Source organism: Pedobacter gandavensis (assembly GCF_032678465.1).
Lineage (GTDB): Bacteria > Bacteroidota > Bacteroidia > Sphingobacteriales > Sphingobacteriaceae > Pedobacter > Pedobacter gandavensis_B.
On the sequence record NZ_JAVTSK010000006.1, the window covers coordinates 44,585 to 69,484 of the forward strand.

The window sequence follows — 24,900 nt, forward strand, 5'->3', positions numbered from 1 at the left end:
ATGGCAATACTAACTAAAGAACAAGCCAAAGCACTTTTAACGAAAGTGTTGAGCTACTCAAAAGCAGATGAATGCGAAGTGAATCTGAGTGGATCTGATTCAGGAAATGTACGATATGCCAGAAGTTCTGTTTCCACCAGCGGTGGTTCAAGTACACAGAGTCTTGTGGTCAGCTCCGCCTTTGGAAAAAAACTGGGCGTGGCTACCATTAATGAGTTCGATGATGCCTCATTGGAAAAAGTGGTGCGCAGGGCAGAAGAACTTGCAAAGCTGGCACCGGAAAATCCAGAGTTCATGTCTTTTTTAGGACCTCAGGAATACGGTCCGGATTCTCCAACGTTTTCTGAAATTACAGCTGCTGTTGGTCCTAAAGAAAGGGCTGATGCAGTAGCAGCAAGTCTCGAGCAGGCGAAGCTAAATAAACTCAATGCTGCAGGTTTCCTTTCCAATCAGTCGGGGTTTTCGGCGATGATGAACACTAAAGGACTGTTTGCCTATAATAAAAGTTCAGATGTAGCCTTCAATATCACCATCCGTACCGAAGATGGAAAGGGTTCAGGTTATGCGACAAGAGGTTATAATGACTTTAGTAAGCTGGACACGAAAACGGATACTGCTGTAGCCGCAAAAAAAGCCATGGCTTCGGTAACTGCAAAGGCGATAGAGCCTGGTAAATATACTGTGATTCTGGAGCCAACTGCAGTTGCAGTGATGCTGGAGAATTTGTTTTTCGATCTGGACGCCCGTAGAGCCGACGAGGGAAGAAGTTCCATGAGTAAACCAGGAGGGAAGACTAAAGTAGGGGAACAACTATTGGATGAACGTGTAAACGTGTATTCTGATCCATGGGATAAAGAATTGCCAGGAGCGACATGGGCTGGTGACGGCAGAGCTCAGCAGAAAGTCAACTGGATAGAAAAAGGAGTAGTTAAAAACCTGTATTCTTCCAGATATTGGGCGGAGAAAACCGGAATTAAAGCGCTTCCTTCACCAGATGGTGTGATCATGCCGGGTGGGAATAAATCTTTGGAAGAGCTGATTAAAGGCACGGAAAAAGGAATTCTGGTAACCAGGTTATGGTATATTCGCTCTGTTGACCCTCAAACTTTACTCTTAACCGGCCTCACCAGGGATGGTACATTCTATATTGAGAATGGAGAAATCAAGTTTCCGGTAAAGAACTTCAGGTTTAATGAAAGTCCGATTATCATGTTGAACAACCTCGAAGAAATGGGGAAAACGGAAAGAACAGTGAGTGCAGAATCAAATTCAAATTATTTATTGCCTCCATTGAAGATCAGAGATTTTACTTTTACCTCTTTATCTGACGCGGTTTAGTGATAAACCTATAGCAAAGCAAAATAACAAAGGGCTGTCCGAATTTATCGGAACAGCCCTTTTTCATATATAGGATACCTGTAGGGTGCTGTCTTTTTTATTTATTGATGTTAGGGTTTGCATTTAATTCCGATTGTGGAATAGGAATCAGATAATAAGGACTGTTAGGCACAAAATCCGTACTATTCGGGAACCTAAGCGTCGTATGTTGTTTTGCCAATACCTCTTTAGGACCTGTAGGCGTGATGACTGTTACCTTTAATGGTTGTCCGTCTGAACCTAAAGCTGGTTTTCTAACCACTGCTGATTGTGTTCTTAAAATATCAGAAAGGGCAAAACCTTCACCCCAAAGTTCTTTTCTTCTTTCAATCAGGATGTCGGCAATCAGCTGATCTTTAGTTTTTGAGCCCAGAACGTAAACGTTCGCTTTTCTGGCGCTTAACAGCTCATTTAAAGTTTCTACTGCTTTAGACAGGTTTTCTGCTCTTGCATAACCTTCTGCGGCAATTAAAGTCATTTCTGCAGAACGCATCATCACGATATCCGCCGTTACATCCGGACGGAATCTGAACTTCTGGTACCTTAAATAACCCTCTCTGCTAGGCAGTCCATCCCATAAGAAAAGCTTTGACCTGATGTCATTATCGTCAAACAGTTTTTTGAAGTTTGGATCAGCCATGAAGCTGTAGTAATAGGAAGAAGTACTGCTGACATCGATGTAGTGGAAGGAGTAGCTGGCATTACTTTGATCAGGCTGTTGTCCTTGTCCCCAAATCCATTCGCTATTTTTTAAATCATTGAAACCATTCGCATATTCATCAGCAGCCATGTAAGGATAGTTTTTCTTTGCTGCTAAAGCCTGTTCTGTAGCCAGATCCCATTTACCAATGTTCAGGTAAGTTCTTGCTAAAAGTCCATGAACCACATCAATGTTGATCTTATATTTAGTGGTGCCAGGGCGGTTATAAGTAGGCAATAAGCGCTCAGCCTCCGTTAAATCGGCGATGATGACCTTATAAATTTCTTCCAACGTTGCTTTTGGCTGTGCTACCGAAGCAGGGTTTGTTGGCTTGGTGTATAAAGGAACTGCCTTGGCATTTGGATTTAACTGATAATTGAACTGGTAATAAGTCACCAGGTTTAAGTAACTATTGGCTCTTAAGGCTAAGGCCTGACCTTTAATCCTGGCTTTCTTCTCTGCTGTACCTTCCGAAGCGTCAATTTTGGTGATGACGTTGTTCATGTTGTCGATCACTTTGTATAAAAGCGTCCAGATTCCATTCAGTCTGCTCTGGTTGTTCGCAATGGTAAAGTTGTAAGAATCACTATAACCATACTTATTTTGAATGATGGCCACATCATTGCCCATGGCATCACTGTTTCTAAAAATGGTAGAATATCCTGGATTGGCATAGGTGAAAAAAGTTTCCTGCATATAAGCCCAGGATCCGTTTAAAACCGTCTCGATATTGTCAGCATTCGCATAAACCAAGCCCTCATCTACCGCAGTAGTCGGACTGGTGGTCAGCTCTTTTTTGCAACCTAGAAAAGGAAGCAAAAATGCTGTAACCGCGATATAGGTGATATTTTTGATTTTCATTGTCGTAGAATTTAAATTAGAAAGTAAGGTTTAAACCAGCAGATAAAGTGCGCATTGATGGGTAGCGGAAATAAGTTGTTCCTTCAATGGTTTGTTCAGGATCCATTCCTTTATGGCCATAAAACGTCAATAGATTTTCTCCGGTTAGGGTAAGTTTCAGATTGGCCAATCCCCATCTGTTGGCTAAGGCTTTCGGCAGACTGTATCCCAGGCTAAGGTTTTTCAATCTCGCATAGGTACCACTGTACAAGAAGCGGGTTGAAGCCTGAGTCCATCCTTTGTTGTCAGTAGTTAGCTTAGGGACATCTGTATTAGGGTTTTCCGGTGTCCAGTGATTCAGGATCTCTGTAGACCATGGACGCCCTATAGAGCTACCAGTGTGCATTAAACCTACATAATCATTGTCCAGGATTTTACCACCTATGCTATAGTTAAATAAAGCAGTGAGTTCAAATTCTTTGTAATTGAAGGTATTGGAGAAGCCACCTGTTAGTTTAGGCAATGAGCTGCCCTGGTAATACTGTGTCGCTTTGCTGTAGTCATTTGTGGTGACTTTATTGTTGTTTTCGTCGGTTCTGTACCAAAGTGGATCACCGTTAGCCGGGTTTACACCAGCCCATTCTTTAAGGTAGAAGTCGGAAATCGTTCCACCCACACGCATAATTTTAGTGGTGGTGATGATGGGATCCGAGGGCTTGGTTGGGTCTTTCTGTGGCAATGCAGTAATGGTGTTTTTGTAATGAGTGGCATTTAAGCTAACCGTCCATCTGAAATCTGTAGTTCTTATTGGAACAGCATTGATCTGTACTTCGATACCAGTGTTTTTCAAGGCACCAATGTTTTCATCAATAGATCCGAATCCCAGAGAAGGCGCTATTGGGCGACTAAACAACAGGTCTTTTGATCTTCTGTCGAAGTATTCAACCGTTCCACTGATTCGGTCGTTTAAGATTCCAAAATCAACACCCAGATTCATGTTTAAATTGGTTTCCCACTTCAGGTTTGGTGTAGAAAGCCTTGAGGTGACCAATCCATTTTCACCTAAGTTATTCCTGATGCTGTACAGTCCTTTATAGGCATAATATATACCGATATTGTCATTACCCTGTGCACCATAGCTTGACCTTAGGGTTAAAGTACTCAACCATGGGGTATCTTTCAGGAAATCCTCTTCTGAGATCTTCCAGGAAGCACCCAGTGACCAGAATGTACCCCAACGCTCTGCTGCCGAGAATCTTGAAGTTCCATCACTTCTTAGGGAAGCAGATAAAAGATATTTCTTTTTATAGTCGTACTCCGCTCTTCCAAAGAAACTGATTAAGGTATAATCTATTGAACTACCACTAAAGCCAGTTGGCAGCGCCGCAGCATCTGGTTCATACAAATCAGGAAGTACGAAGCCCTGACGGGAGCCGGAAATAACGCGGTAATTGTATTTGTAAATTTCTTGTCCTGCTAAAAGGTTGAGGTGATGATCGCCGAAAGCTTTATCGTAAGTTGCCACATTGTTCCAGGTCCAGGAGTAAGTTCTGCTATTTGATTTGGATACGGAACCTCCAATGGCTTTTCCATCACCCAATAATGGGTTGCTGTAGTAATGAGCGTTATTGTTTACAAAATCACCACTATAGGTACTTTTTAACTTTAGTTCAGGTAGGATAGTGGCTTCCAGGAATGTTCTTGCCGAAACATTATCCTTCAGGATTTCTGATTTATCCAGGCCTACAGTAGCAGGAAGGTTACTTCTTGGAATCGCAGAACTTGGACGGTAAGCTCCAAAATCATAGATTTTTTGATTGTTGCCATCCAATTTAAAAGAACCATCCGGATTGCGTTCAAAAATAGGGTAAAAGCTTGGAATCGCTCTTGAATATTGAATCACATTGGCCGTATTGCTGTCTTCTGAAGTTGGATAATCCTGTGTACTGTTTGCCGCAGAGATATTTAATCCGGCAGTCAGCCATTTTTTGGCTTGTGTAGTCAGGTTAATTCTGGCATTGTAGCGTTTAAATCCTGAACCTAATGCAATACCTTTATCATTCAGGTAGCCACCGGAAATGAAATATTGGCTTTTTTCTCCACCACCACTAAAACTTAAATCAGCCTGAGTTCTTCTGGCTGTTTGTTCAGTGGCATCGCCCCAGTTGTCGTTCCATAAAGGTGTAGCTCCGGGAACGATTTTACCATCTAATCCGACAGGATTAGGGTAATTGATGCCATAAGGGTTAATGCCTAAATCACCAATGATTTGTCGGCTGGCTGCTTCTCCAGCCTGTTGGTCTGTGAAAGTTGGGTTAGAAGTAATTTGTTTGTTTTTTACCGCGAGCCAATAGTTTTCAAAGTATTGGTTCGTAGTTACCTGTGCATAATCTTTTACGGCACGGTCAGAGATTCCCTGACTAAAACTTGCGTTGATTTGGGTTTCAGTATTTTTCTTACCTGATTTAGTGGTAATGATGATCACTCCATTCGCTCCTCTGGAACCATATAAGGCACTGGAGGCCGCATCTTTTAATACCGAAACAGATTCCACATCAGCAGGATTGATGGAACTCAGGTCGCCGGAAAAAGGGTTCCCATCTACTACGTATAATGGAGAACTGGAGGCATTAATAGAGCCAATACCACGAATACGGATGGTGGCAGAGGTTCCCGGCTGTCCGCTGGAAGAAACCGCCTGTACACCCGGCGCCAGTCCTTGTAAGGCTTTCGTGATGTTGGATACTTGTCGGTTTTGAAGCTGATCTCCATTGATACGGGATACTGCTCCGGTGATGTCTCTCTTTTTCGAGGTACCGTAAGCAACTACCACCACTTCATCCAGATCATTTGATGCATCAGCAAGGGAAACCTTTAAATTGGCTCCTGAATTTGCCACAATTTCCTGTGTATGGAAACCCAGAAAGGAAAAAATGAGTGTTTCCTGCGCTTTAGGCAATTGCAGGCTGAACTTTCCTGCATTATCGGTCGTAGTACCTACTTTTGAACCTTTGATGAGTACACTTACTCCAGGTAGCGGAAGTTGTGTTCCTTTTTCAATTACCGTTCCGCTCACTTTGTAAAGCTCCTGGGCATGGGCAAATGGAATGAAGAACAACAGAAATAAAATTGATAATCTTGTTTTCATTTGAATAGTTTTTTCTTTGATAATAGGATTTAGCTCCGCTGGTTCCCTAAATTTTAAAAAGGGTGACTGGGGCAATAAAAGCATGTTTTAGGGCAGAAATTTTAGGCAATAGTTTTCCATCACCGGGATGCGGTGTTTTCGTCAACTAAGAAATATTTCTACTGAATTAGGCCGGGCAACAACACATTCGCTGTGTTGCAGAAGCTTTTGAAATTAAACAGGCGAAGGATGGTGCCTGAGGAGAATTTTGAAGTAGAATTTGATACATAACCGTGTCTTTACTTGAACATATAAACGTTTCGGCTGCAAATGTAATTAAAAACACTACTAAATCCCTAGACTTTGAGTAATTTCTATCAAATTATTGTCATAATAGATTTGAAACCTCGTTTAAAGGCTTTTTAGATGGGATTTGTAGGAGTTGAAATCGCGTGGAAAATTTAGCGACCCTTGCCGTTAGGATCTTTGGTGTATTTGGTTGGGCTTTAGTAAAATAAGGTAACGATTGCGTAGTTATTTTCTGCGCTTTTGTTTTATTCTTTTCTAAAACTATGTAGCATTGTATGCCTGTTGCTGAAAAAGCAGAGGTTTTATCCATTCAACACAGATTCCTCAACATCAGAAATTAAATGAAAATAAACAGTATAAATACGGCCGCAGCATTGCTGATTTTACAACTATGCTGCTTTTCTGTAGCCAATGGACAGTCGAATAAGCCGCTCTCAGCGCTTGTTGCAGCAAAACTGATGGGAATGGAGGATGACTCCTTGTACCTCCATCCTGAGCAGCCTAAATCAGCGAAATGGACATTTGACCTGGGACTGATGTTTGAAGGGATAGATGGACTTTGGGAAAGAACTGGAAAGGGGGAGTATTTCAAATTCATGCAGAGAAGTATGGACTACTTTGTGACGAATGATGGGCGCTTCCAGCACAATGAACTGCAGGATGATCGTATGGAGGACATGAAAATTGGCCGTTCGCTATTGACGCTCTATAAAGTAACCGGACAAATCAGGTATTTTAAAGCCGCTACTGCATTGAGCGCAGAACTGAAGCGGCGGACAGGAACCAAAGATGGTTTGTTTATGGGACAGCCTTTTTATGCAGAGTATGCTGCACTGGTCAATGATCAGGCCGCTTTTGAGGATATTGCCAATCAATTTATTCTAATGGAAAAGTACAGTAAGGATTTCAGAACTGGCTCACTGAACCATGGTTGGGATGAATATAAATATGCAAGGGCGATGGGCTGGTATGCCATGGCACTTGTAGATGTATTGGAGTATTTCCCCGAAAACCATCCAAAAAGAAAAACACTACAAAGCCTCCTCAAGCAAACCGCTTTTTCTATCAAAAATTACCTGGCTCAACCTGATGCTAAAGGGAACTATATGGAAGGCGCTACTGCTGCTATGTTTGCATATAGTCTGGCTAAAGGACATAGGAATGGTGATTTGCCTGTTTCATATCTGGCTATAGCAGAGCAGGCTTATATGCTTGTTAGGAAAGTTTTTGTTGAAGAATCCCCGGAAGGAACAATAAAACTTAATGATCGTTTTGGGCTAGCGACATTTCTATTGGCATCAAATGAATTAGAATGGGCAGGATTTCCGAAAGCTGGAAAGGGGAAGAGGGTGGTACTCGACAATTACTTTAACCATGAAATCAAGAAGGATCAAAGTGGAAATGACGTATCCTGGCACTACAAATGGGCAGAGCGCGCAAATGGAGGCTTTTCTATGTGGGCAGGAATTTTTCAAAGAAATGGCTTTAAAACTGAGGAACTTGGAGAAGGTCCTGACCTCAAAAACTTAAGCCATGCTGCAGTATATATTATCGTAGATCCGGATACGGAAAAAGAAAGTCCCAGGCCAAATTATATCCAGCAGCATCACATCAAAGACCTGAAGTCCTGGGTCAGGGCAGGGGGGATCCTGGTGTTGATGGCTAATGATACCGGCAATACGGAATTGGATCATTTCAATCAACTCGCAATGCCTTTTGGTTTGCAATTCAATAAGGATAGTAAAGGGAGGGTGAATAAAAATGAATATGAAACGGCCAGGATCGATGTACCTGCAAGAAATTCTATCTTCTCAAATTCAAAACAGTTGTTTGTGAAAGAATTTAGTAGCTTGACCTTAAGTGATCCTGCAGTATCTATCCTGAAAGATAAGTCAGGAAATCAGGTGATGGCCCTTTCAAAATTCGGTAAAGGAAAGGTCTTTGTAATCGGTGATCCATGGTTGTATAATGAATATGTGGACGGCAGGAAATTACCCCTTGCTTATGATAATTTTACAGCAGCAGAGGACCTGGTACAATGGCTGAGTCAGCAAATCGCTTCTATACACAAAAAATGAAAATATCCTTTAAAATGGCCTTTCTAGCAGAATGGGGCAATTTTATCATACGATAACGTTCCCGATAACGATTGCGCAAATTATTTCCGGCTTAGCCAACCATTCCTAATAATTATTCAGTAGAATTGTTTCTAACCGAATGTAATTTAACAAATGATACTATCCAAAAACACCTTAAATGATTTGGGTTCAGCGGAATTAATTGTTCCTGAACAAGGCCATTTTAACCTTCCTGAAAGGGTTTTACAGTTTGGAACCGGCGTATTATTGCGTGGTCTTCCTGATTACTTTATCCATAAGGCAAACCAGATGGGGGTTTTTAATGGCAGAATTGCTGTCGTTAAATCCACCAGCCAGGGAAATACAAATGCTTTTACCAAGCAGGATAATTTATATACCATTTGTGTTCGCGGTGTAGCGCAAGGGGAGCAGGTAAAAGAAAACATTGTTTCTTCAGCAATCAGTCGGGTGTTAACTGCTGATGATGACTGGGATCGTATTTTGGCTATTGCCTGCAGCAGGGATCTAAAACTCATTGTTTCCAATACCACTGAAGTAGGCATACAATTGGTTAAGGAAGCGATTCAGACAGCTGCGCCACGCTCATTCCCTGCAAAATTACTGGCAGTATTGTATGCCCGGTTTAAATTTTTTGAATCTGATACTGATGAAGGAGAATTGGTGGTCATTGCTACAGAATTGATTCCTGATAATGGAAAAACACTGGAAGCTATAGTTTATGAGCTGGCCGGTTATCAGGGGTTGGAAGCTGAGTTTATGACCTGGCTGAAAGGGCAGGTTTATTTTTGCAATTCATTGGTAGACCGTATTGTTCCGGGGAAACCCGACAGCGCAAGGCTGAACAGATTGGAAGAAGAACTTGGATATACTGATGAGTTGTTGATCATGGCAGAGCCTTATCGCCTATGGGCAATTGAAGCTGGTCAGGAGGTAGCAGATTTACTTGGATTAAATGGAGTGGATGAGGGCATTTTGATTAAGCCTGATATTGAAATCTACAGGGAGCTGAAAGTTCGGCTTTTAAATGGTTCTCATACGCTTACAGCTGGAATTGCTTTTCTTTCTGGAATCCAGACAGTTGCCGAAGCAATGGCTGAAGGGCATTTAAAGCAATATGTTTCTACGGTAATGCATAAAGAGATTGCTCCGGCAATACCTTATGAAGTGGCAATTACCTTGTCTAAAAATTTTGCAGACACCGTAATTGACCGTTTCTCCAATCCTTTTATTGCACATTCCTGGATCAATATTACCTTTCAATACAGCATGAAAATGAAGGTGAGGGTAATTCCGGTGTTGCTCAACTATTATAAGAAATACCATCAGGTTCCGCCACATATTGCCCTTGGTTTTGCCGCTTATCTTGTATTTATGCGTGTAAGTCGGGTTTCGGCCAATGGACAGTTTTTTGGGGTATATCAAGGGAAGGAATATCAGATTACAGATGATCAGGCAGGTTATTTCCGATCGAAAAGCGATTTAACGGCAGCACAATATGTACAGGAAGTTTTGGGAGATACCTCATTATGGGATGCCGATTTGGGCTGCTTGACTGGTCTGGCGGAAAAGGTAAAAGAACAATATACACTGATTTTAAAGTCAGGGATGCAGGAAACCTTGCGCCAAGCCTTTCAACCATCAGAAAAGCATTTACAGCACAATTAAGAAAACGTTTGCAGTTTTGATACAGGGTAATAAAAATAAGTCTCAGGTGTATCCTTGAAATACGATGTCGGGAAGCCTATAAATGAGCTGATTTTATTCTCTGGAAAAGCCACGTTTCTTTATAAAAATTTATACATTTAGAAATATTATTGTGAAAAACTTTTTAGATAGCAATTTCTTACTACACACAAAAACAGCACAAACACTGTATCATAATTTTGCAAAACAGATGCCGATTATTGATTATCACAATCATTTAATGCCGGATCAGATTGCAAACGATTTCATGTTTGAAAATATAACCCAGGTTTGGTTATACGGAGACCATTATAAATGGCGCGCAATGCGGGCTAATGGGATTGATGAACATTACATCACCGGAGGAGCTTCAGACCTTGAAAAGTTTAAGAAATGGGCGGAAACAGTGCCTTATACCCTACGAAATCCTTTATACCACTGGACACATCTGGAATTACAACGTTATTTCGATATTCATGAAGTGCTTTCTCCAGAAAATGCAGAACGCATTTATGAGGAGTGTACGGCCAAATTACAAACACGGGAATATTCTGTGCAAAACCTCTTGCGTAAAATGAATGTAAAGGCCCTTTGCACTACGGATGATCCATTAGACTCATTAGAACACCATCAAAAGATCAAAAGAGATCAGCTGGATATTAAAGTTCTGCCTGCTTTCCGTCCGGATAAAGCAATGAATGCAGATGATATCCCAGCTCTGAATAAATACATAGATCAGCTTTCTGTCTTAACGGGGACTGATTTAAATGACCTGGATGCTTATCTGACCGCGCTAAAATCAAGACATGATTATTTCGCGGAAAATGGTTGTTCTGTGTCTGATCATGGTTTAGAGCAAATCTTCGCTGATGATTATACGGATGATGAAATCAAAGCAATTTACCTTAAAATCAGAAAGCAATCTTCTTTAACACCTCAGGAAAGCGGAAAATTTAAATCGGCTTTGCTTTTCCAGTTCGCTTTATGGGATCATGAAAAGGGCTGGGTTCAACAGTATCATTTAGGTGCTTTAAGAAACAATAACGACCGTTTGCTGAGCCAGCTGGGCCCGGATACCGGTTTTGATTCTATTGGGGATTTTAGTCAGGGGAAAGCCTTAGCTAAGTTCTTAAATAGGCTGGACAGTAAAAATTGCCTGACTAAAACCATTCTGTACAATTTAAATCCAGCCGATAATGAATTGATGGCCACCATGATTGGGAATTACAACGATGGTACCGTTGCAGGAAAAGTGCAATGGGGTTCAGGTTGGTGGTTTCTGGATCAGAAAGATGGCATGATCAAACAGTTGAATACTTTGTCAAATATGGGCTTATTGAGTCGTTTCGTGGGCATGTTAACCGACAGCAGAAGTTTCTTGTCGTACCCCCGTCATGAGTATTTCAGAAGGATCCTATGTCAACTTTTTGGAGAGGATGTAGAGAATGGGGAACTGCCGGATGATCAGGAGTGGCTGGGGAAAATTATCCAGGATATCTGCTATAATAACGCAAAACAATATTTTAATTTTTAGATAAATATGGGAAAGGTTTTAAACTTTGGTGAACTGTTATTGAGAATCTCTCCGGATTTGGATGGGAACTGGCTCAAAGAAAACAACCTGTCCTTTTATGTAGGGGGTGCTGAAGCCAACGTGGCAGCTGCATTGGCACTATGGGGTGTTCCGTCGTCCTACCTTTCGGCAGTGCCAGATAACTTTATGAGTAAACAGGTGGTGGGCTACCTGGAGAAACTGAATATTGATACTAGTCCGATCCAATATATGGGCGAACGCATTGGTTTGTATTACCTGCCTAATGGCAAGGATCTGAAAAATGCAGGCGTCATTTATGACCGGAATCATTCTTCTTTCTCTACCTTAAAAACAGGTACTATTGATTGGGATAAAGTCTTACAGGATGTGTCCTGGTTGCATTTTAGCGCAATTTGTCCGGCATTAAATCAGGATGTGGTAGCCCTTTGTGAAGAGGCTTTAGTCGCTGCTTCTGAGCGAAATATCCAGATTTCACTAGACCTTAACTTTAGGAGTAAGTTATGGAAATACGGAAAAAGCCCAATTGAAGTGATGCCTGCATTGGCCAAATATTGCAATCTGATCATGGGCAATGTATGGGCTGCTGAAAATATGCTGGGTATTCCGGTAGCTGAAGGACTGGCAGAAGAAAACAACAAAACTGCCTATCTGGAACAGGCGAAGAAAAGTGCTGAAGCCATCATGCAGGCTTTTCCTAAATGTACAGCTGTTGCCAACACCTTTAGATTTGATTTTAAAGAGAGTGGGGTGAAGTATTACTGCACTTTACATACCGCAACTGAACATCTGGTTTCTAAAGAATATCGTGCTGAACGCATTATTGGGAAAATTGGCAGTGGGGATTGTTTCATGGCGGGATTAATTTATGGTTTTTACCATGAACATAGTCAGGAAGAAATCCTTGGTTTTGCGACCAGAGCGGCTTTTTCTAAGTTGTTTACCCATACCGATTTTACCACCACCACACTGGAGGATATTCCTAAAGTAGCCAGGATGTACGAAGTAGCAGGCTAGGAATTACAACTTTAAGCGGCACAGCACAAACAAACCAAATACGAACTGTCAAAAAACGAGATAAGAATGAAAACGAAAGAAAACGCTTTAAAGGCCATTACAGATCAGGGAATGCTTCCTTTGTTCTACTTTGAAGATGCGCAGGTGAGCCTGGAAATCATCAGGACTTTATACAGATCAGGAATCAGAGTATTAGAGTATACGAATCGTGGACCGGCAGCATTGGCTAACTTCCAACTGCTTATTGAAGCATTAAAAACGGAAATGCAGGATCTGTACCTGGGAATAGGAACAATTAAGACCCTGGAGGAAGCAAGCGCATTTATCAATGCAGGTGCGCATTTTATTGTTTCTCCAATTGTAAATGAAGAAGTAGGAAATTTTGTGCATGAAAGAGGCATGTTGTGGGTTCCTGGTTGTTTTACCCCAACAGAGATCAATACGGCACATCAGTTGGGGGCTGGACTGATTAAATTATTTCCAGCGAATATCCTTGGCCCATCTTATATGGCGGCCATTAAAGATCTTTTTCCGGGTCAATTGTTCATTCCTACAGGCGGTGTTGAAATTGAACAGGCTAACATCAGCAACTGGTTTAAATCGGGCGTATGTGCCGTTGGAATGGGCAGCAAGCTCATCAGTAAAGCTATTTTAGAAAATAAAGATTATATCGAATTAGAGAATCTCACCAGAAAGTCGATTGAACTGGTAAAAGCAGGTAGATAATACCGCAGCAATCGAGAACCACAACCAACCAAAAACCAAATATAATGAAAGAGACTAAAATGAGTAATTACAGATGGACAATCTGTGCGTTACTGTTTTTTGCAACCACAGTCAATTACCTTGACCGACAAGTGTTAAGTCTCCTGCATCCCATGCTGGAGAAAGAATTCAACTGGACAAACAGCGATTATGCCAATATAACTGCCGCATTCCAATTCGTATACGCCCTCTCTATGCTCTTTGCCGGGCGATTTGTAGATAGGTTAGGTACGAAATGGGGCTATACCGTAGCCTTGATCATCTGGTCTATTGGTGCGATTATGCATGCAGTAGCCATTCCAATAGGAGAAGGCGCGACCTCTATCCTGACCTGGATCGGTCTGGGAGCAATGCCGGTTTCTGTAGTTGGGTTTATCATTGCCAGAGCAGTGCTCGCTTTTGGTGAATCGGCGAACTTTCCGGCAGCCATTAAAGCTACAGCGGAGTATTTTCCTAAAAAAGAACGTTCTTTTGCCACAGGTATATTCAATTCCGGAGCTAATGTTGGTGCAATTTTAGCCCCTTTAACCGTACCCTGGATTGCGACGATGTGGGGTTGGGAGGCTGCATTCTTAATTATCGGTGCCGTAGGCTTTGTATGGTTGGCTTTCTGGGGTATTTTCTATGAGAAACCGGAAAATCAAAAGAGAATGTGTGCCCAGGAACTGGCCTATGTAAATAGTGATCAGGAAGAAGCTGTAGCGGTAGAAGTCATTGAGGAAGGAAAAAAAGTAACCTGGACTAAATTATTGGGCTATAAACAGACCTGGGCTTTTGCCTTTGGCAAGTTCATGACTGATGGAGTATGGTGGTTTTTCCTATTCTGGTTGCCTTCTTATCTTAAAGTGCAGTATAACCTGCAAGGAACAGACATCATGTTGCCATTAACCGTGCTTTATAGCATGACCATGATTGGTAGTGTGGGCGGCGGCTGGTTCCCGATGTATTTCATCAATAAAGGATATTCAGCATATGACGGCCGAATGCGTGCCATGTTTCTGATTGCTTTGTTCCCGCTGTTGGTTTTATTGGCGCAACCATTAGGGCATTACAGTTATTGGATTCCAGTGGTATTGATTGGTATTGGTGCTTCAGCACACCAGGCATGGTCGGCAAATATTTTCACTACCGTATCAGATATGTTTCCTAAGAAAAGCATTGCTTCCGTGATTGGTATTGGCGGTATGGCTGGAGGAATGGGTGGAGTAGTGATGTCTAAACTTGGAGGCGCATTATTTGACCATTATAAAGAACTGGGGCATACACAAACCGGTTATACCATCATGTTTGCCATTTGTGCCGTAGCATATTTACTGGCCTGGATCGTTATGAAATCACTGGTTCCAAAATATGCACCCATTACCGATCTATAATTCATTTTTTATTTAACCAACCACATTACTATGAATTTTAATGAGCAGCTCCAGTCTATTTTTGTAGAGGAGCATCAAATTCCTGAGGAATTTAGGCTGGCAGAAGAGGTTCACCAACGCGAATATTTAAGCAATGGAGAACTATGTGCATGGGATGGAGAAATACATGAAGTTTTGTCGCCCATCTGCGTCAGGAGCCCGGAAGGCCTGAAGCGTAAAGTGATTGGCACTTACCCTTTGTGTGCTGAAAAGGAAGCTGCAGAGGCCTTAGAAGCTGCTGTAGCTGCATACAACAATGGTAGGGGCGAATGGCCAACCATGAGTGTAGCAGATAGAATCCATTGCGTAGAGAAGTTTACGCATCGTATTGTAGAGAAGAAAGCGATTGTAGTGAAGCTTCTGATGTGGGAAATCGGCAAGTCTTATGCCGATTCTCTGAAAGAGTTCGACCGTACAGTGGAGTATATTCATGCAACGATAGATGCTTTAAAGGACCTGGACAGACAATCTTCCAGATTCAGTATAGAACAAGGAATTGTGGCTCAGATCAGACGTTCTCCATTGGGGGTGGTGTTGTGCATGGGCCCTTTCAATTATCCCTTGAATGAAACTTTTACCACATTGATCCCGGCTTTGATCATGGGGAATACCTTGTTGTTCAAACCACCTAAGCATGGTACTTTATTGCATTATCCTTTGTTGGAAGCCTTCCGCGATTGTTTTCCTAAAGGTGTTGTGAATACAATTTACGGGCGTGGGAATAAGATCATTCCTGGTTTAATGAAATCCGGACAGATCAATGTGCTGACTTTAATCGGTTCGAGTAAGGTGGCCAATGAATTGAAAAAGCTACATCCCAAAGTAAACCGTCTGCGTGCGATTTTAGGATTAGACGCAAAGAATGCAGCGATCATTACCGCTAAAGCAGAAGTCAGTTTGGCTGTTCAGGAAACGGTATTGGGTGCCTTGTCTTTCAATGGGCAGCGTTGTACTGCATTGAAAATCATATTTGTTCATCGAAGTCTGGCAGAGGTGTTTTTAAAAGAGTTGAATGCCGCAGTAGCAGCGTTGAAATTTGGAATGCCCTGGGAAAATGGGGTGGCTTTAACGCCGTTACCAGAACCTCATAAACCAGCCTATTTACAGGAATGCATCGCAGATGCGATCGCGCATGGTGCTCAGGTCGTCAACGAAAATGGCGGAGCGGTCAACGCATCTTTCGTGTACCCGGCGATTGTTTATCCGGTGACAAAAGAGATGAAACTCTATACTGAGGAGCAATTTGGGCCGGTAATCCCCGTAGTCCCTTTCGATGATTTAGAAGAAACCATCGAATACCTGATTGAATCCACTCATGGGCAGCAAGTCAGTATATTTAGTAACGATAATGAAGAAATTGCCTGTCTGATTGATCCTTTGGTAAACCAGGTAAGTCGTGTCAACATCAATTGTCAATGTCAGCGCGGTCCGGATGTTTTTCCATTTACCGGCAGAAAGGACAGTGCAGAAGGTACACTTTCTGTTGTAGATGCCTTGAGGTCATTTTCTATTCGTTCCCTGGTGGCAACGAAACTTAATGAAAACAATAAGCACCTGATCAATGAAATTGTAGATAACAACAGCTCTAACTTTTTAAGTACAAAGTACCTGTTTTAATTAAAACGGCTATAATGATATAAGCCGGAATCATGGACTTTACTCCAAATTGATTCCGGCTTCTTTATAGGCTTTTAAACTTTCATCATTTGGATCAATATCCGTAACTATGATGTCAATATCACTGATGCTGGTAATGTAATAAGGCTCTGTGGTCCCAAGTTTTTCAACGGTGGCCAGTGCCACAATCAGTTTAGATGTTTCTACCATGGCTTTTTTAACCTGGCAATCCTCATAATTAATCCCGGTCACTCCTGAGATCAGGTCTATACTGCAAATGCCCAGAAAGCATAGGTCAGGGCGGATACCTCTTATAGTTTGAATCACTTCAAAACCGGTAGTAGAGAAAGAAGTTTTGTTGAGCCTGCCTCCTAAAAATATGACTTCAATGCAGGGATGATCTTCCAGTACTGTAGCCACGGGAAAGCTGTTGGTGATCACCGTAATCTGTAAATCTCTGGGTAAAAGCGTTGCAATTGCTAAGGCAGAGGTTCCTGAATCAAACAATACTACTTGTCCGTTCCTGATCAGTTTCAATGCCTTTTCAGCGATAATTCCCTTATGACTCACATCATAATGTTCCCTTTCCCGGAAATGACGGGGGATTGGAGACCTGGAAATTGCACCTCCACGTACGGCTTTCAGTAATCCCTGATCGGAAAGCTCCTTGATGTCGCGCCTGACCGTATCCTCAGAAACGCCCAATAGGGTACTCAAGTCGCTCAATAGCACCTTTCGCTCTTTGCGAACATGCTCTATGATCAGTTGTAATCTTTCTTCCTTTATCATATTGTTGCAAATGTAAGTAAATAATCTGAGCAATATAATGCAATATATTGCAAAGTATTGCTATATTTGTTGCAAGATATTACAATAACATATGAATGAGATCAAAAAAACAATAGGAATTGACATGGATGGCGTTCTTGCAGATATAGAAGAACAATTTATGGATTGGTACGAAAACGAATACGGTGTGAGGGTGCCAAGATCGGAAAGACTGGGTGTGCTGGAGCCTGAAGGTTTTCCTGAAAAAGGAGCAATAAAGCGCTATGTAAATACCCCCGGTTTTTTTAGAAGCATCCCGGTAATGGAAGGGGCAGTAGCAGCTGTTAAAAAACTGATGGAAGATTACGAAGTTTATATCGTTTCGGCAGCAATGGAATTCCCATTATGTTTATCAGAAAAGCATGAGTGGTTAGCGGAACACTTCCCTTTCATCAGCTGGAGAAATATCATTTTCTGTGGAGATAAGAGTGTGGTAGTGACCGATTATCTGATTGACGACCACTGTAAAAACCTCGACTTCTGTAAAGGAAAGGCCATCATGTTTGATGCTTCGCATAATGTAAACCAACATCATCACTTAAGGGTGAAAAGCTGGACAGAAGTACTGGACTTTTTTGAGCAGGAGAAATCAAAAATGCAAGACACTGCTAACGCTGAAATTGCTTAGAACTTATTTCTTTTATCTATATTTCAATTCTTAACGGAAGCACAAATATATGATAGAAGAAATCAACCAAAACTATCCCAAGGCCTATATGGCCATCGATGAAGTGACAAAATATGCAGGCTTTTCTATGGCCTCTGCAACAATGACCTGCTCTTTATTGCAAACCCTTGCCGCTTCAAAACCAGGTGCTGCTTTTCTGGAACTGGGAACAGGAACGGGCTTGTCGACCGCCTGGATTTTATCAGGAATGGACAAGGGGGCTACTTTGACCTCCATCGACAATGATACACAGTTTTTAGACATTGCCAGTCGTTTTCTTGGGGAAGATGAACGATTAACATTAGTATGCATAGACGCCGGGCAATGGCTGCTCCAAAATAAAGGCCATAAGTTCGATTATATCTTTGCGGATACCTGGCATGGGAAATATTTAATGCTGGATGAAGTACTGGAGATGTTGAACCCTGGAGCATTTTACATTATTGACGATATGCTTCCTCAGGAAAACTGGCCGGAAGGACATGCAGAGAAGGTGTTGCGCTTAATTGAAACACTCGAACAACGTGAAGATCTGGTACTGACCAAGCAATGCTGGGCAACAGGAATTGTAATTGCTACAAAAAAAGCAATATAGGTCATACAAAATCTGATTACCTTTAAGGCCTGGAATTGCCAATGCAGATGGAGGTTAGAAAAGAATACCTATTAACAGATTTTGATTTCTCAGAATTAACAGATTTATATATATTAAAACACGTCAATGAGCGCGTAGATACTGCGGTTAAAGGGTTTTACGAACTGGTCCCGGAGCATCTCGACATTGACGTTGTTTTTTTTACCCAAGTGGGCAGCAGCATTCCATTTCCCGGGGTAGGGATTAGTCAGCGGAATCGTCAGACCCTGATTACCTGTGGCTGTATGGATGCCAATCCAAAATTATGCAGTCATCAGGCTCAGGCGCTTCATAACCTTTTAAACCGGCCTTCTTTACGTCTTTTCTTTGACGAAAAACTCCGCAGGGAAAGAATGAAAATACAAGCCAAAGATTATGGATTAGAAGCAGAAGCGAACCTGACTGATTTTTTTGAGCTGGTATATCAGCAGGGTCAGACACTAATCAAGGCTAAAGTAAGAGAAATGTTTCCCTTAAACGGAGATACGAAACAACATCTTAAAAAAAATCTATTGCCAAAAGAAGGATTGCAATTACCGCTTTCCGGCGGACTGAAACCTAAACATAAAATGGGATTGGTGTTCGGTCAGCATCGTTTCTATGGTCACCTGACTTTAGAAATTATTGAAGCACAAACTACGTTGGATGGAAAATTCAAAAATCCGGTTCAAACGATCAGTCCTTCTGACCTCCTTTGGAAAACAGAAGATACAGCCTCTTTAAAATTCTATAGTGGCATTTTAAAGTTCCAAAACAATTATAATGCAGAACGCAGTGATTCAGATCTGGATGCCCTCCGTGCCATAGCAAAGAATCCGCTAAAGATGGAAGTCTTTTTGCATGATCCTAAAGTTTCAACGAATATTACCGCTAGCGCTATGATTCCGATACAACTCAATGCGCTCCGAATTGATATGGCCATTCATGTCAGTCAAAGGCAGGAGTTTTATGAAATTTCCGGAAAGTTGACATTAAATGGGACAGCATATGCAATGGATCAGATCCAGTTGAAATACAATTATTTCATTAAAATGAATCAATGTCTGCATTTTATCGATAATCCAAACTTTCTTCGTGTCATCGATTTTTTTAAACAGCATCATGACAGGCTACTGATTCACCATTCTAAATTTGAAGCGTTTCAGGAGGAGATCCTTTCCAAATTAGAAAATAAAGTCAAGGTAACTTACGATTACCTGAAACCTGCTACAAAAAAACAAATTGAAGAAAAGGGTTTTGACCTGGAGAATGAAAAAATCCTATACCTTACTGAATCCGATGATTTTGTATTAATAACGCCGGTTATGAGGTATGGTCATCTGGAAATCCCTGTATTATCCAGAAAACAGATTCAGTCTAGGGATAGAAATGGCAACTTGTTCAGTTTAAACAGGGATACAGAAACTGAGCTGCAGTTCATTTCAGATATCATGAGGCAACATCCTTATTTTGAGGAGCAATTGGAAAGCAATGACTGTTTTTATCTCCATAAAACCAGATTATTAGAAGATCAATGGTTCTTGCATGCTTTTGAAGCGTGGAGGAATAAAAACATCAACATTTTAGGCTTTAATCAGTTAAAAGACAATAAGCTGAATTCCTATAAGGCCAGTATTTCCATCCAGGTGATGAGTGGAATTGATTGGTTTAAAACTTCCCTGAAACTGAAATACGGAAATCAGGTGGTTTCTCTTAGGCATTTACACAAATCAATCCGCAATAAGCACAAGTTTATAAAGCTGGATGATGGTACGATGGGGATGCTTCCTGATGAGTGGATCGAGAAATTCAACAAGTATTTTAATGCTGGTGAAATTGAAGAAGAACACATTTTAACGCCCAGGATTAGTTTTACGGCTATTGAGGAGTTGTACGAATCACAGCTATTGGATGAATCTGTAAAAGATCAGCTGGCATTATATAAAAGTAAGCTTTCGGGCTCTGCTCATTCCATTACTGAGGTTAAGATTCCCGCAGGATTGAATGCCACTTTAAGGCAGTACCAGAAAGAAGGATTGAACTGGCTTAATTTCTTAGATGAATTCAACTTTGGAGCTTGTCTGGCAGACGATATGGGACTTGGAAAAACCATACAAATCATTGCCTTTATTTTGACTCAAAGAGAGAAAAGCCAACACAATACCAATTTAATCGTGGTTCCGGCCTCTTTGATTTTTAACTGGCAACAGGAACTTCAAAAGTTTGCACCTTCAATCAAAGTATTGACGATTTATGGCGCCGACAGGATTAAAAGTCATCAGGATTTTGATCGGTATGAGGTGGTGTTGACTTCTTATGGGACATTGTTGACAGATATTCGATTCTTAAAAGATTATAGGTTCAATTATGTCTTTCTGGATGAGTCTCAAACGATCAAGAATCCGGAATCCCAGCGGTATAAATCTGTCCGCTTATTAAAATCCAGAAATAAAGTAGTGCTCACAGGTACACCAATAGAAAACAATACGTTTGATTTATATGGACAATTGTCTTTCGCCTGTCCGGGTTTGTTGGGCAGTAAACAGCATTTTAGAGAAATCTATTCCACACCAATAGATCAGTTTAAAGACCGTAGAGCGGCAATGGAACTGCAGCAGCGGATTAGTCCTTTCTTGTTGCGAAGAACAAAAGAGCAGGTTGCTAAAGAATTGCCGGATAAAACGGAAATGGTGATTTATTGTGAGATGGAGGCTGATCAGCGTAAAGTATATGAAGGGTATGAAAAAGAAATCCGTGATTACCTGACCAATCAGACAGATGAAGAAGTAGCGAGTAATACCATGAATGTGTTGAAGGGCATCACTAAATTAAGGCAGATTTGTAATTCGCCGGCTTTGTTGAGTGAGGATGAGTTTTATGGTAGTTCTTCTGCTAAAATGGAGGTCTTGCTGGAACAAATTGAAAATAAATCACCACAGCATAAAATTCTGGTTTTCTCCCAATTTGTGGGGATGTTGGATTTGATTAAAAAAGAACTGCAGGACAGGGGAATTGCTTTCGCTTATTTAACTGGTCAGACGAAAAACCGGGAGTCGGTGGTCGATTCCTTCCAGAATGATCCCAAAATAAGAGTCTTTTTAATTAGTCTTAAAGCAGGAGGAGTGGGGTTGAACCTTACCCAGGCGGATTATGTGTATTTGGTTGATCCCTGGTGGAATCCAGCGGTTGAAAACCAGGCGATCGACCGTACTTATCGGATTGGCCAGCAGAAGAATGTAATTGCGGTGCGTTTGATCTGTCCGGATACCGTCGAAGAGAAAATCATGAAACTCCAGTCTACTAAAAAAGATCTGGTCAAAGATTTGATCAAAACCGATACTGCTATCTTTAAATCTTTATCGAAAAAAGACCTTCTGGCGCTATTTAGTTAAGGATTTCATGCAAACGTTTGTGTGAAATTTGATGGGTTTTAGCTGTGATGGAACTCGAATTTGTACTTAGCTTGGTGTTGGAGGAGATCAACATCCTTAAACCACACATGAAAAGAAGAAATTTTTTGAAATCAGGCATTACCGCTGCTGCATTACTTCATATTGGAACACCAGGGGAAGCCAGGACCGTAAATCCGGATCTTGAAACTAAAGCGTTTGACAATGAGGTTAAAATGGTCGGCTTTCCAACACTGATGTCTCCCTATGAAGATACGATATCCATTGTCTGGCAAACTGACCAGCCTTCTGTAGGTTGGGTAGAATATGGGACTGATGAAAAATGTAGTCAGAAGCAGGAAACACAACACAATGGGCTTGCCGAGTTTTTCCATGTGCATAAAGTGACACTAAGGGGGCTTAAACCAGGAACCACCTACTATTTCAGGACCTGTATTGAAAGTCCCCTGGCGGAGGAGCTTCGTCCGGTCGTAAAAACCGATCCTCAGTCATTTAAGACTTTAAATTCCAAAGCCGGAACGATCAGCTTTGGAATCATTAATGATACCCACGAAAATCAACCGGTACTGGATAGGATTCAGCAAATAAATAAAGATTTTAAACCTGATTTCTTATGTTGGAATGGGGATCAGATCAATGACCCTTCTTCGGAGAAACAGATCACTACAGCTTTATTGAATCCTACAAAACAAGCCTTTACCAGTGGAACGCCTTTAGTATATGTTCGTGGAAATCATGATACACGTGGAAGCTGGGCATCCCAACTGAGCAGATATTTGTCTGTCCCCAACGGTGCTTATTATTATCATTTTATTCATGGCCCGGTAGCTTTTACAGTACTGGATACCGGCGAGGATAAACCTGATCAACACAAATATTGTAAAGGAAGAACACGTTTTGAGCCGTATCGGGACGAACAGGCCATCTGGCTGGATCGGGCATTGAGTAGGAAGGACATGAAGCGTGCGGCATTTAATGTGGTTTTGTTGCACATTCCATTATTCACAAAAAGTGGCTGGGATTCACCGGATTCCAGAGGTAAATGGTTAGCAATCCTTCAGAAGCATAAAGTCGATTTGTTAATTTCAGGTCATACCCATACCTACGAATTTGTGAAGCCTGGAGAAATCACTGAATCTTCGGAATGGCTGGACTGGAATAAAAAAACGAAGGTAAAGGCGAGTATTCCACAACTGGTTGGTGGTGGGCCAAAACTGGAAGGAGAAGAGTTTGCGACCTATATCAAAGGAGAAGCTTCTGCGAAAGAGTTGAAAATTTCTGTATTGGATATGAAGGGAAATACACTGGATACTTATACTTTTCCAGGTTCTAAAAACCCTAAAATCTAAGGTTTAAGCATTGACGGTTCTCTTTTTTGGAAGCAGCTCTACAGCGCTTTTATATTCGTAATGATTGATTCCTCCTTAACATGGCTTTGCTAGGGCTTTAATTGCGCTAAATGCCCTGTTAAGGTGGTTTAATAGACATATTGTTCAGGCATAGGTTCAGAACTCTTCCTCACCTGAAATTGTAATTTCCGGCCTGTTAAGTCAAAAAAAGTCAGGAATAAGATCCTGACTCAGCTGGAGAAAGCTGGCACAATAGATTTACTTTATTTTAACATTAAATTTACGTATATTTAATAGGAAGCAATCCTTTTTTTATGGGCCATCTCTTAAAAATATTCGGAACATTATGTTTACTGTTGATGCTGGGTACCGCTTATGGACAGCAAAAGCAGGATATTTCTTTTGAGTTTTATGGAGGAACATTTCATAGCAGCCTGGATTCTTCCTTATTTGTTCCCGCTCCTGAGCTGTCATCAGGCTCTATTAAAAAAGCCTATCAGCTTTTAAACTCCGGTGATTACCATGTTATTATTGATTCCCTCCTGGCTTATAAGAACAAACTGGAGCTTAACGATTGGTTATATTACCAATTGATTCGGAAAACGGCGGAGCAATTGAGTCCGAAATCGGTTAATTATAGTCGTTATACCTTATATAAGTGGTTTTTATTGGCGAAATCCGGTTATGATGCCCGTTTGGCCTTAAGCAGAGATAAGATCATTTTTTATGTGTTCAATGATGAGGATATTTCTGATATTCCTTTTTTTATGGTGGATAAAAAGAAATACATGTGTTTAAACTACCATGATTATCCGAAAGCTGACCTGAACCTTGATCCTCCGGTCCCAGTGCAAATTACGGTGCCTGAAGCAACTAAATCTTTTTCTTATAAAGTGACCAAATTACCGGATTTTAAACCCGAGAATTACGAAGAAAAGAAACTGGAGTTTGTTTATAAGCATAAAGCATATCATTTCAATGTGAAATTGAGTAAAGATGTGGAAGCCATATTTGCCAATTATCCCGGGGTAGATTTTGAAACTTATTTCAACATTCCCCTGAGTAAAGAAACCTATGGTTCATTGATTCCCTTGCTGAAAAAAAATACAAGGGGAATGAGCCAGAAAAAGGGTGTGGATTACTTAATGCGTTTTACCCGCTATGCTTTTCTTTATCAGGATGATGAGCAGAACTATGGGATGGAGAAGCGTCTTTCTCCGGAAGAAACGCTGTTTGCCAGTCATAGTGACTGCGATGATCGTGTTGCATTGTTTTTCTATTTGGTCAAGGAAATCTATAACCTGCCGATGGTTGCCATGCTGTACCCTACACACATCACTATGGGGGTTCAGTTTGATCAGCCGATTGGTGATGCAATTCTGTACAAAGGAAAGCTGTATTCAGTATGTGAACCAACACCGCAGAAAGAGGATCTGCCAATTGGAACAATTGCGGCTAAACTAAAAAACATTCCTTATCAGATTGTTTATCAGTATGATCCTAATCGCTAAATTCCTATCTTAAGCACTCAATAA

16 protein-coding genes are annotated in these 24,900 nt (G+C 41.2%); 13 read left to right on the top strand and 3 right to left on the bottom strand.

Translation table 11 applies throughout. The features are described 5' to 3' along the window. Entirely contained in the window at positions 1 to 1,338 is a 1,338-nt protein-coding gene (locus tag R2Q94_RS12340; RefSeq protein WP_316821768.1) for a TldD/PmbA family protein, read from the top strand. A 97-nt stretch (positions 1,339 to 1,435) separates the two neighbouring features. On the opposite strand, the gene R2Q94_RS12345 is transcribed toward R2Q94_RS12340, so the two are convergent. Beyond that, a complete protein-coding gene (locus R2Q94_RS12345; RefSeq protein WP_316821769.1) occupies positions 1,436 to 2,938 on the bottom strand; it encodes a RagB/SusD family nutrient uptake outer membrane protein in 1,503 nt (500 codons plus the stop codon). A gap of 16 nt (positions 2,939 to 2,954) precedes the next feature. Next, positions 2,955 to 6,065: a TonB-dependent receptor gene (locus R2Q94_RS12350; protein ID WP_316821770.1), complete on the bottom strand. Its 3,111-nt coding sequence runs from the start codon at positions 6,063 to 6,065 to the stop codon at positions 2,955 to 2,957. 629 nt (positions 6,066 to 6,694) lie between these two features. Between R2Q94_RS12350 and R2Q94_RS12355 the strand changes: the two genes are divergently transcribed. The 7 genes from R2Q94_RS12355 to R2Q94_RS12385 all read left to right on the top strand — a co-directional run bounded on the left by R2Q94_RS12355 (position 6,695) and on the right by R2Q94_RS12385 (position 16,498). Beyond that, positions 6,695 to 8,431, top strand: coding sequence for a glycoside hydrolase family 88 protein (locus R2Q94_RS12355; protein WP_316821771.1), 1,737 nt, complete (start codon positions 6,695 to 6,697; stop codon positions 8,429 to 8,431). A gap of 153 nt (positions 8,432 to 8,584) precedes the next feature. Beyond that, a complete protein-coding gene (locus R2Q94_RS12360) occupies positions 8,585 to 10,117 on the top strand; it encodes a tagaturonate reductase (protein ID WP_316821772.1) in 1,533 nt (510 codons plus the stop codon). Positions 10,118 to 10,268: 151 nt separating this feature from the next. Continuing rightward, a complete protein-coding gene (uxaC, locus tag R2Q94_RS12365; protein WP_316821773.1) occupies positions 10,269 to 11,669 on the top strand; it encodes a glucuronate isomerase in 1,401 nt (466 codons plus the stop codon). A 6-nt stretch (positions 11,670 to 11,675) separates the two neighbouring features. Continuing rightward, positions 11,676 to 12,704, top strand: coding sequence for a PfkB family carbohydrate kinase (locus tag R2Q94_RS12370; RefSeq protein ID WP_316821774.1), 1,029 nt, complete (start codon positions 11,676 to 11,678; stop codon positions 12,702 to 12,704). A gap of 66 nt (positions 12,705 to 12,770) precedes the next feature. Beyond that, entirely contained in the window at positions 12,771 to 13,430 is a 660-nt protein-coding gene (locus tag R2Q94_RS12375) for a bifunctional 4-hydroxy-2-oxoglutarate aldolase/2-dehydro-3-deoxy-phosphogluconate aldolase (RefSeq protein WP_316821775.1), read from the top strand. Between the two features lie 44 nt (positions 13,431 to 13,474). Next, the gene (locus tag R2Q94_RS12380; protein ID WP_316821776.1) at positions 13,475 to 14,842 is read left to right on the top strand and encodes an MFS transporter; all 1,368 of its coding nucleotides are present in this window, start codon (positions 13,475 to 13,477) and stop codon (positions 14,840 to 14,842) included. 30 nt (positions 14,843 to 14,872) lie between these two features. Beyond that, on the top strand, positions 14,873 to 16,498 hold the full coding sequence (locus tag R2Q94_RS12385) for an NADP-dependent glyceraldehyde-3-phosphate dehydrogenase (protein ID WP_316821777.1): 1,626 nt from the start codon (positions 14,873 to 14,875) through the stop codon (positions 16,496 to 16,498). A gap of 39 nt (positions 16,499 to 16,537) precedes the next feature. Here R2Q94_RS12385 and R2Q94_RS12390 read toward each other — a convergent pair whose 3' ends face one another. Then, on the bottom strand, positions 16,538 to 17,287 hold the full coding sequence (locus R2Q94_RS12390; protein ID WP_316821778.1) for a DeoR/GlpR family DNA-binding transcription regulator: 750 nt from the start codon (positions 17,285 to 17,287) through the stop codon (positions 16,538 to 16,540). Positions 17,288 to 17,378: 91 nt separating this feature from the next. Here R2Q94_RS12390 and R2Q94_RS12395 point away from each other — a divergent pair, with 91 nt between their 5' ends. The 5 genes from R2Q94_RS12395 to R2Q94_RS12415 all read left to right on the top strand — a co-directional run bounded on the left by R2Q94_RS12395 (position 17,379) and on the right by R2Q94_RS12415 (position 24,876). Beyond that, on the top strand, positions 17,379 to 17,954 hold the full coding sequence (locus R2Q94_RS12395; RefSeq protein WP_316821779.1) for a 5' nucleotidase, NT5C type: 576 nt from the start codon (positions 17,379 to 17,381) through the stop codon (positions 17,952 to 17,954). Between the two features lie 49 nt (positions 17,955 to 18,003). Beyond that, on the top strand, positions 18,004 to 18,588 hold the full coding sequence (locus R2Q94_RS12400; RefSeq protein ID WP_316821780.1) for an O-methyltransferase: 585 nt from the start codon (positions 18,004 to 18,006) through the stop codon (positions 18,586 to 18,588). 47 nt (positions 18,589 to 18,635) lie between these two features. Then, complete coding sequence (locus R2Q94_RS12405) at positions 18,636 to 21,998, top strand: DEAD/DEAH box helicase (protein WP_316821781.1); 3,363 nt, start codon at positions 18,636 to 18,638, stop codon at positions 21,996 to 21,998. 107 nt (positions 21,999 to 22,105) lie between these two features. Further along, positions 22,106 to 23,365, top strand: a complete 1,260-nt coding sequence (locus R2Q94_RS12410) for a metallophosphoesterase (RefSeq protein ID WP_316821782.1) — start codon at positions 22,106 to 22,108, stop codon at positions 23,363 to 23,365. A 314-nt stretch (positions 23,366 to 23,679) separates the two neighbouring features. After that, complete coding sequence (locus R2Q94_RS12415) at positions 23,680 to 24,876, top strand: hypothetical protein (RefSeq protein ID WP_316821783.1); 1,197 nt, start codon at positions 23,680 to 23,682, stop codon at positions 24,874 to 24,876. Positions 24,877 to 24,900: the final 24 nt, after the last annotated feature.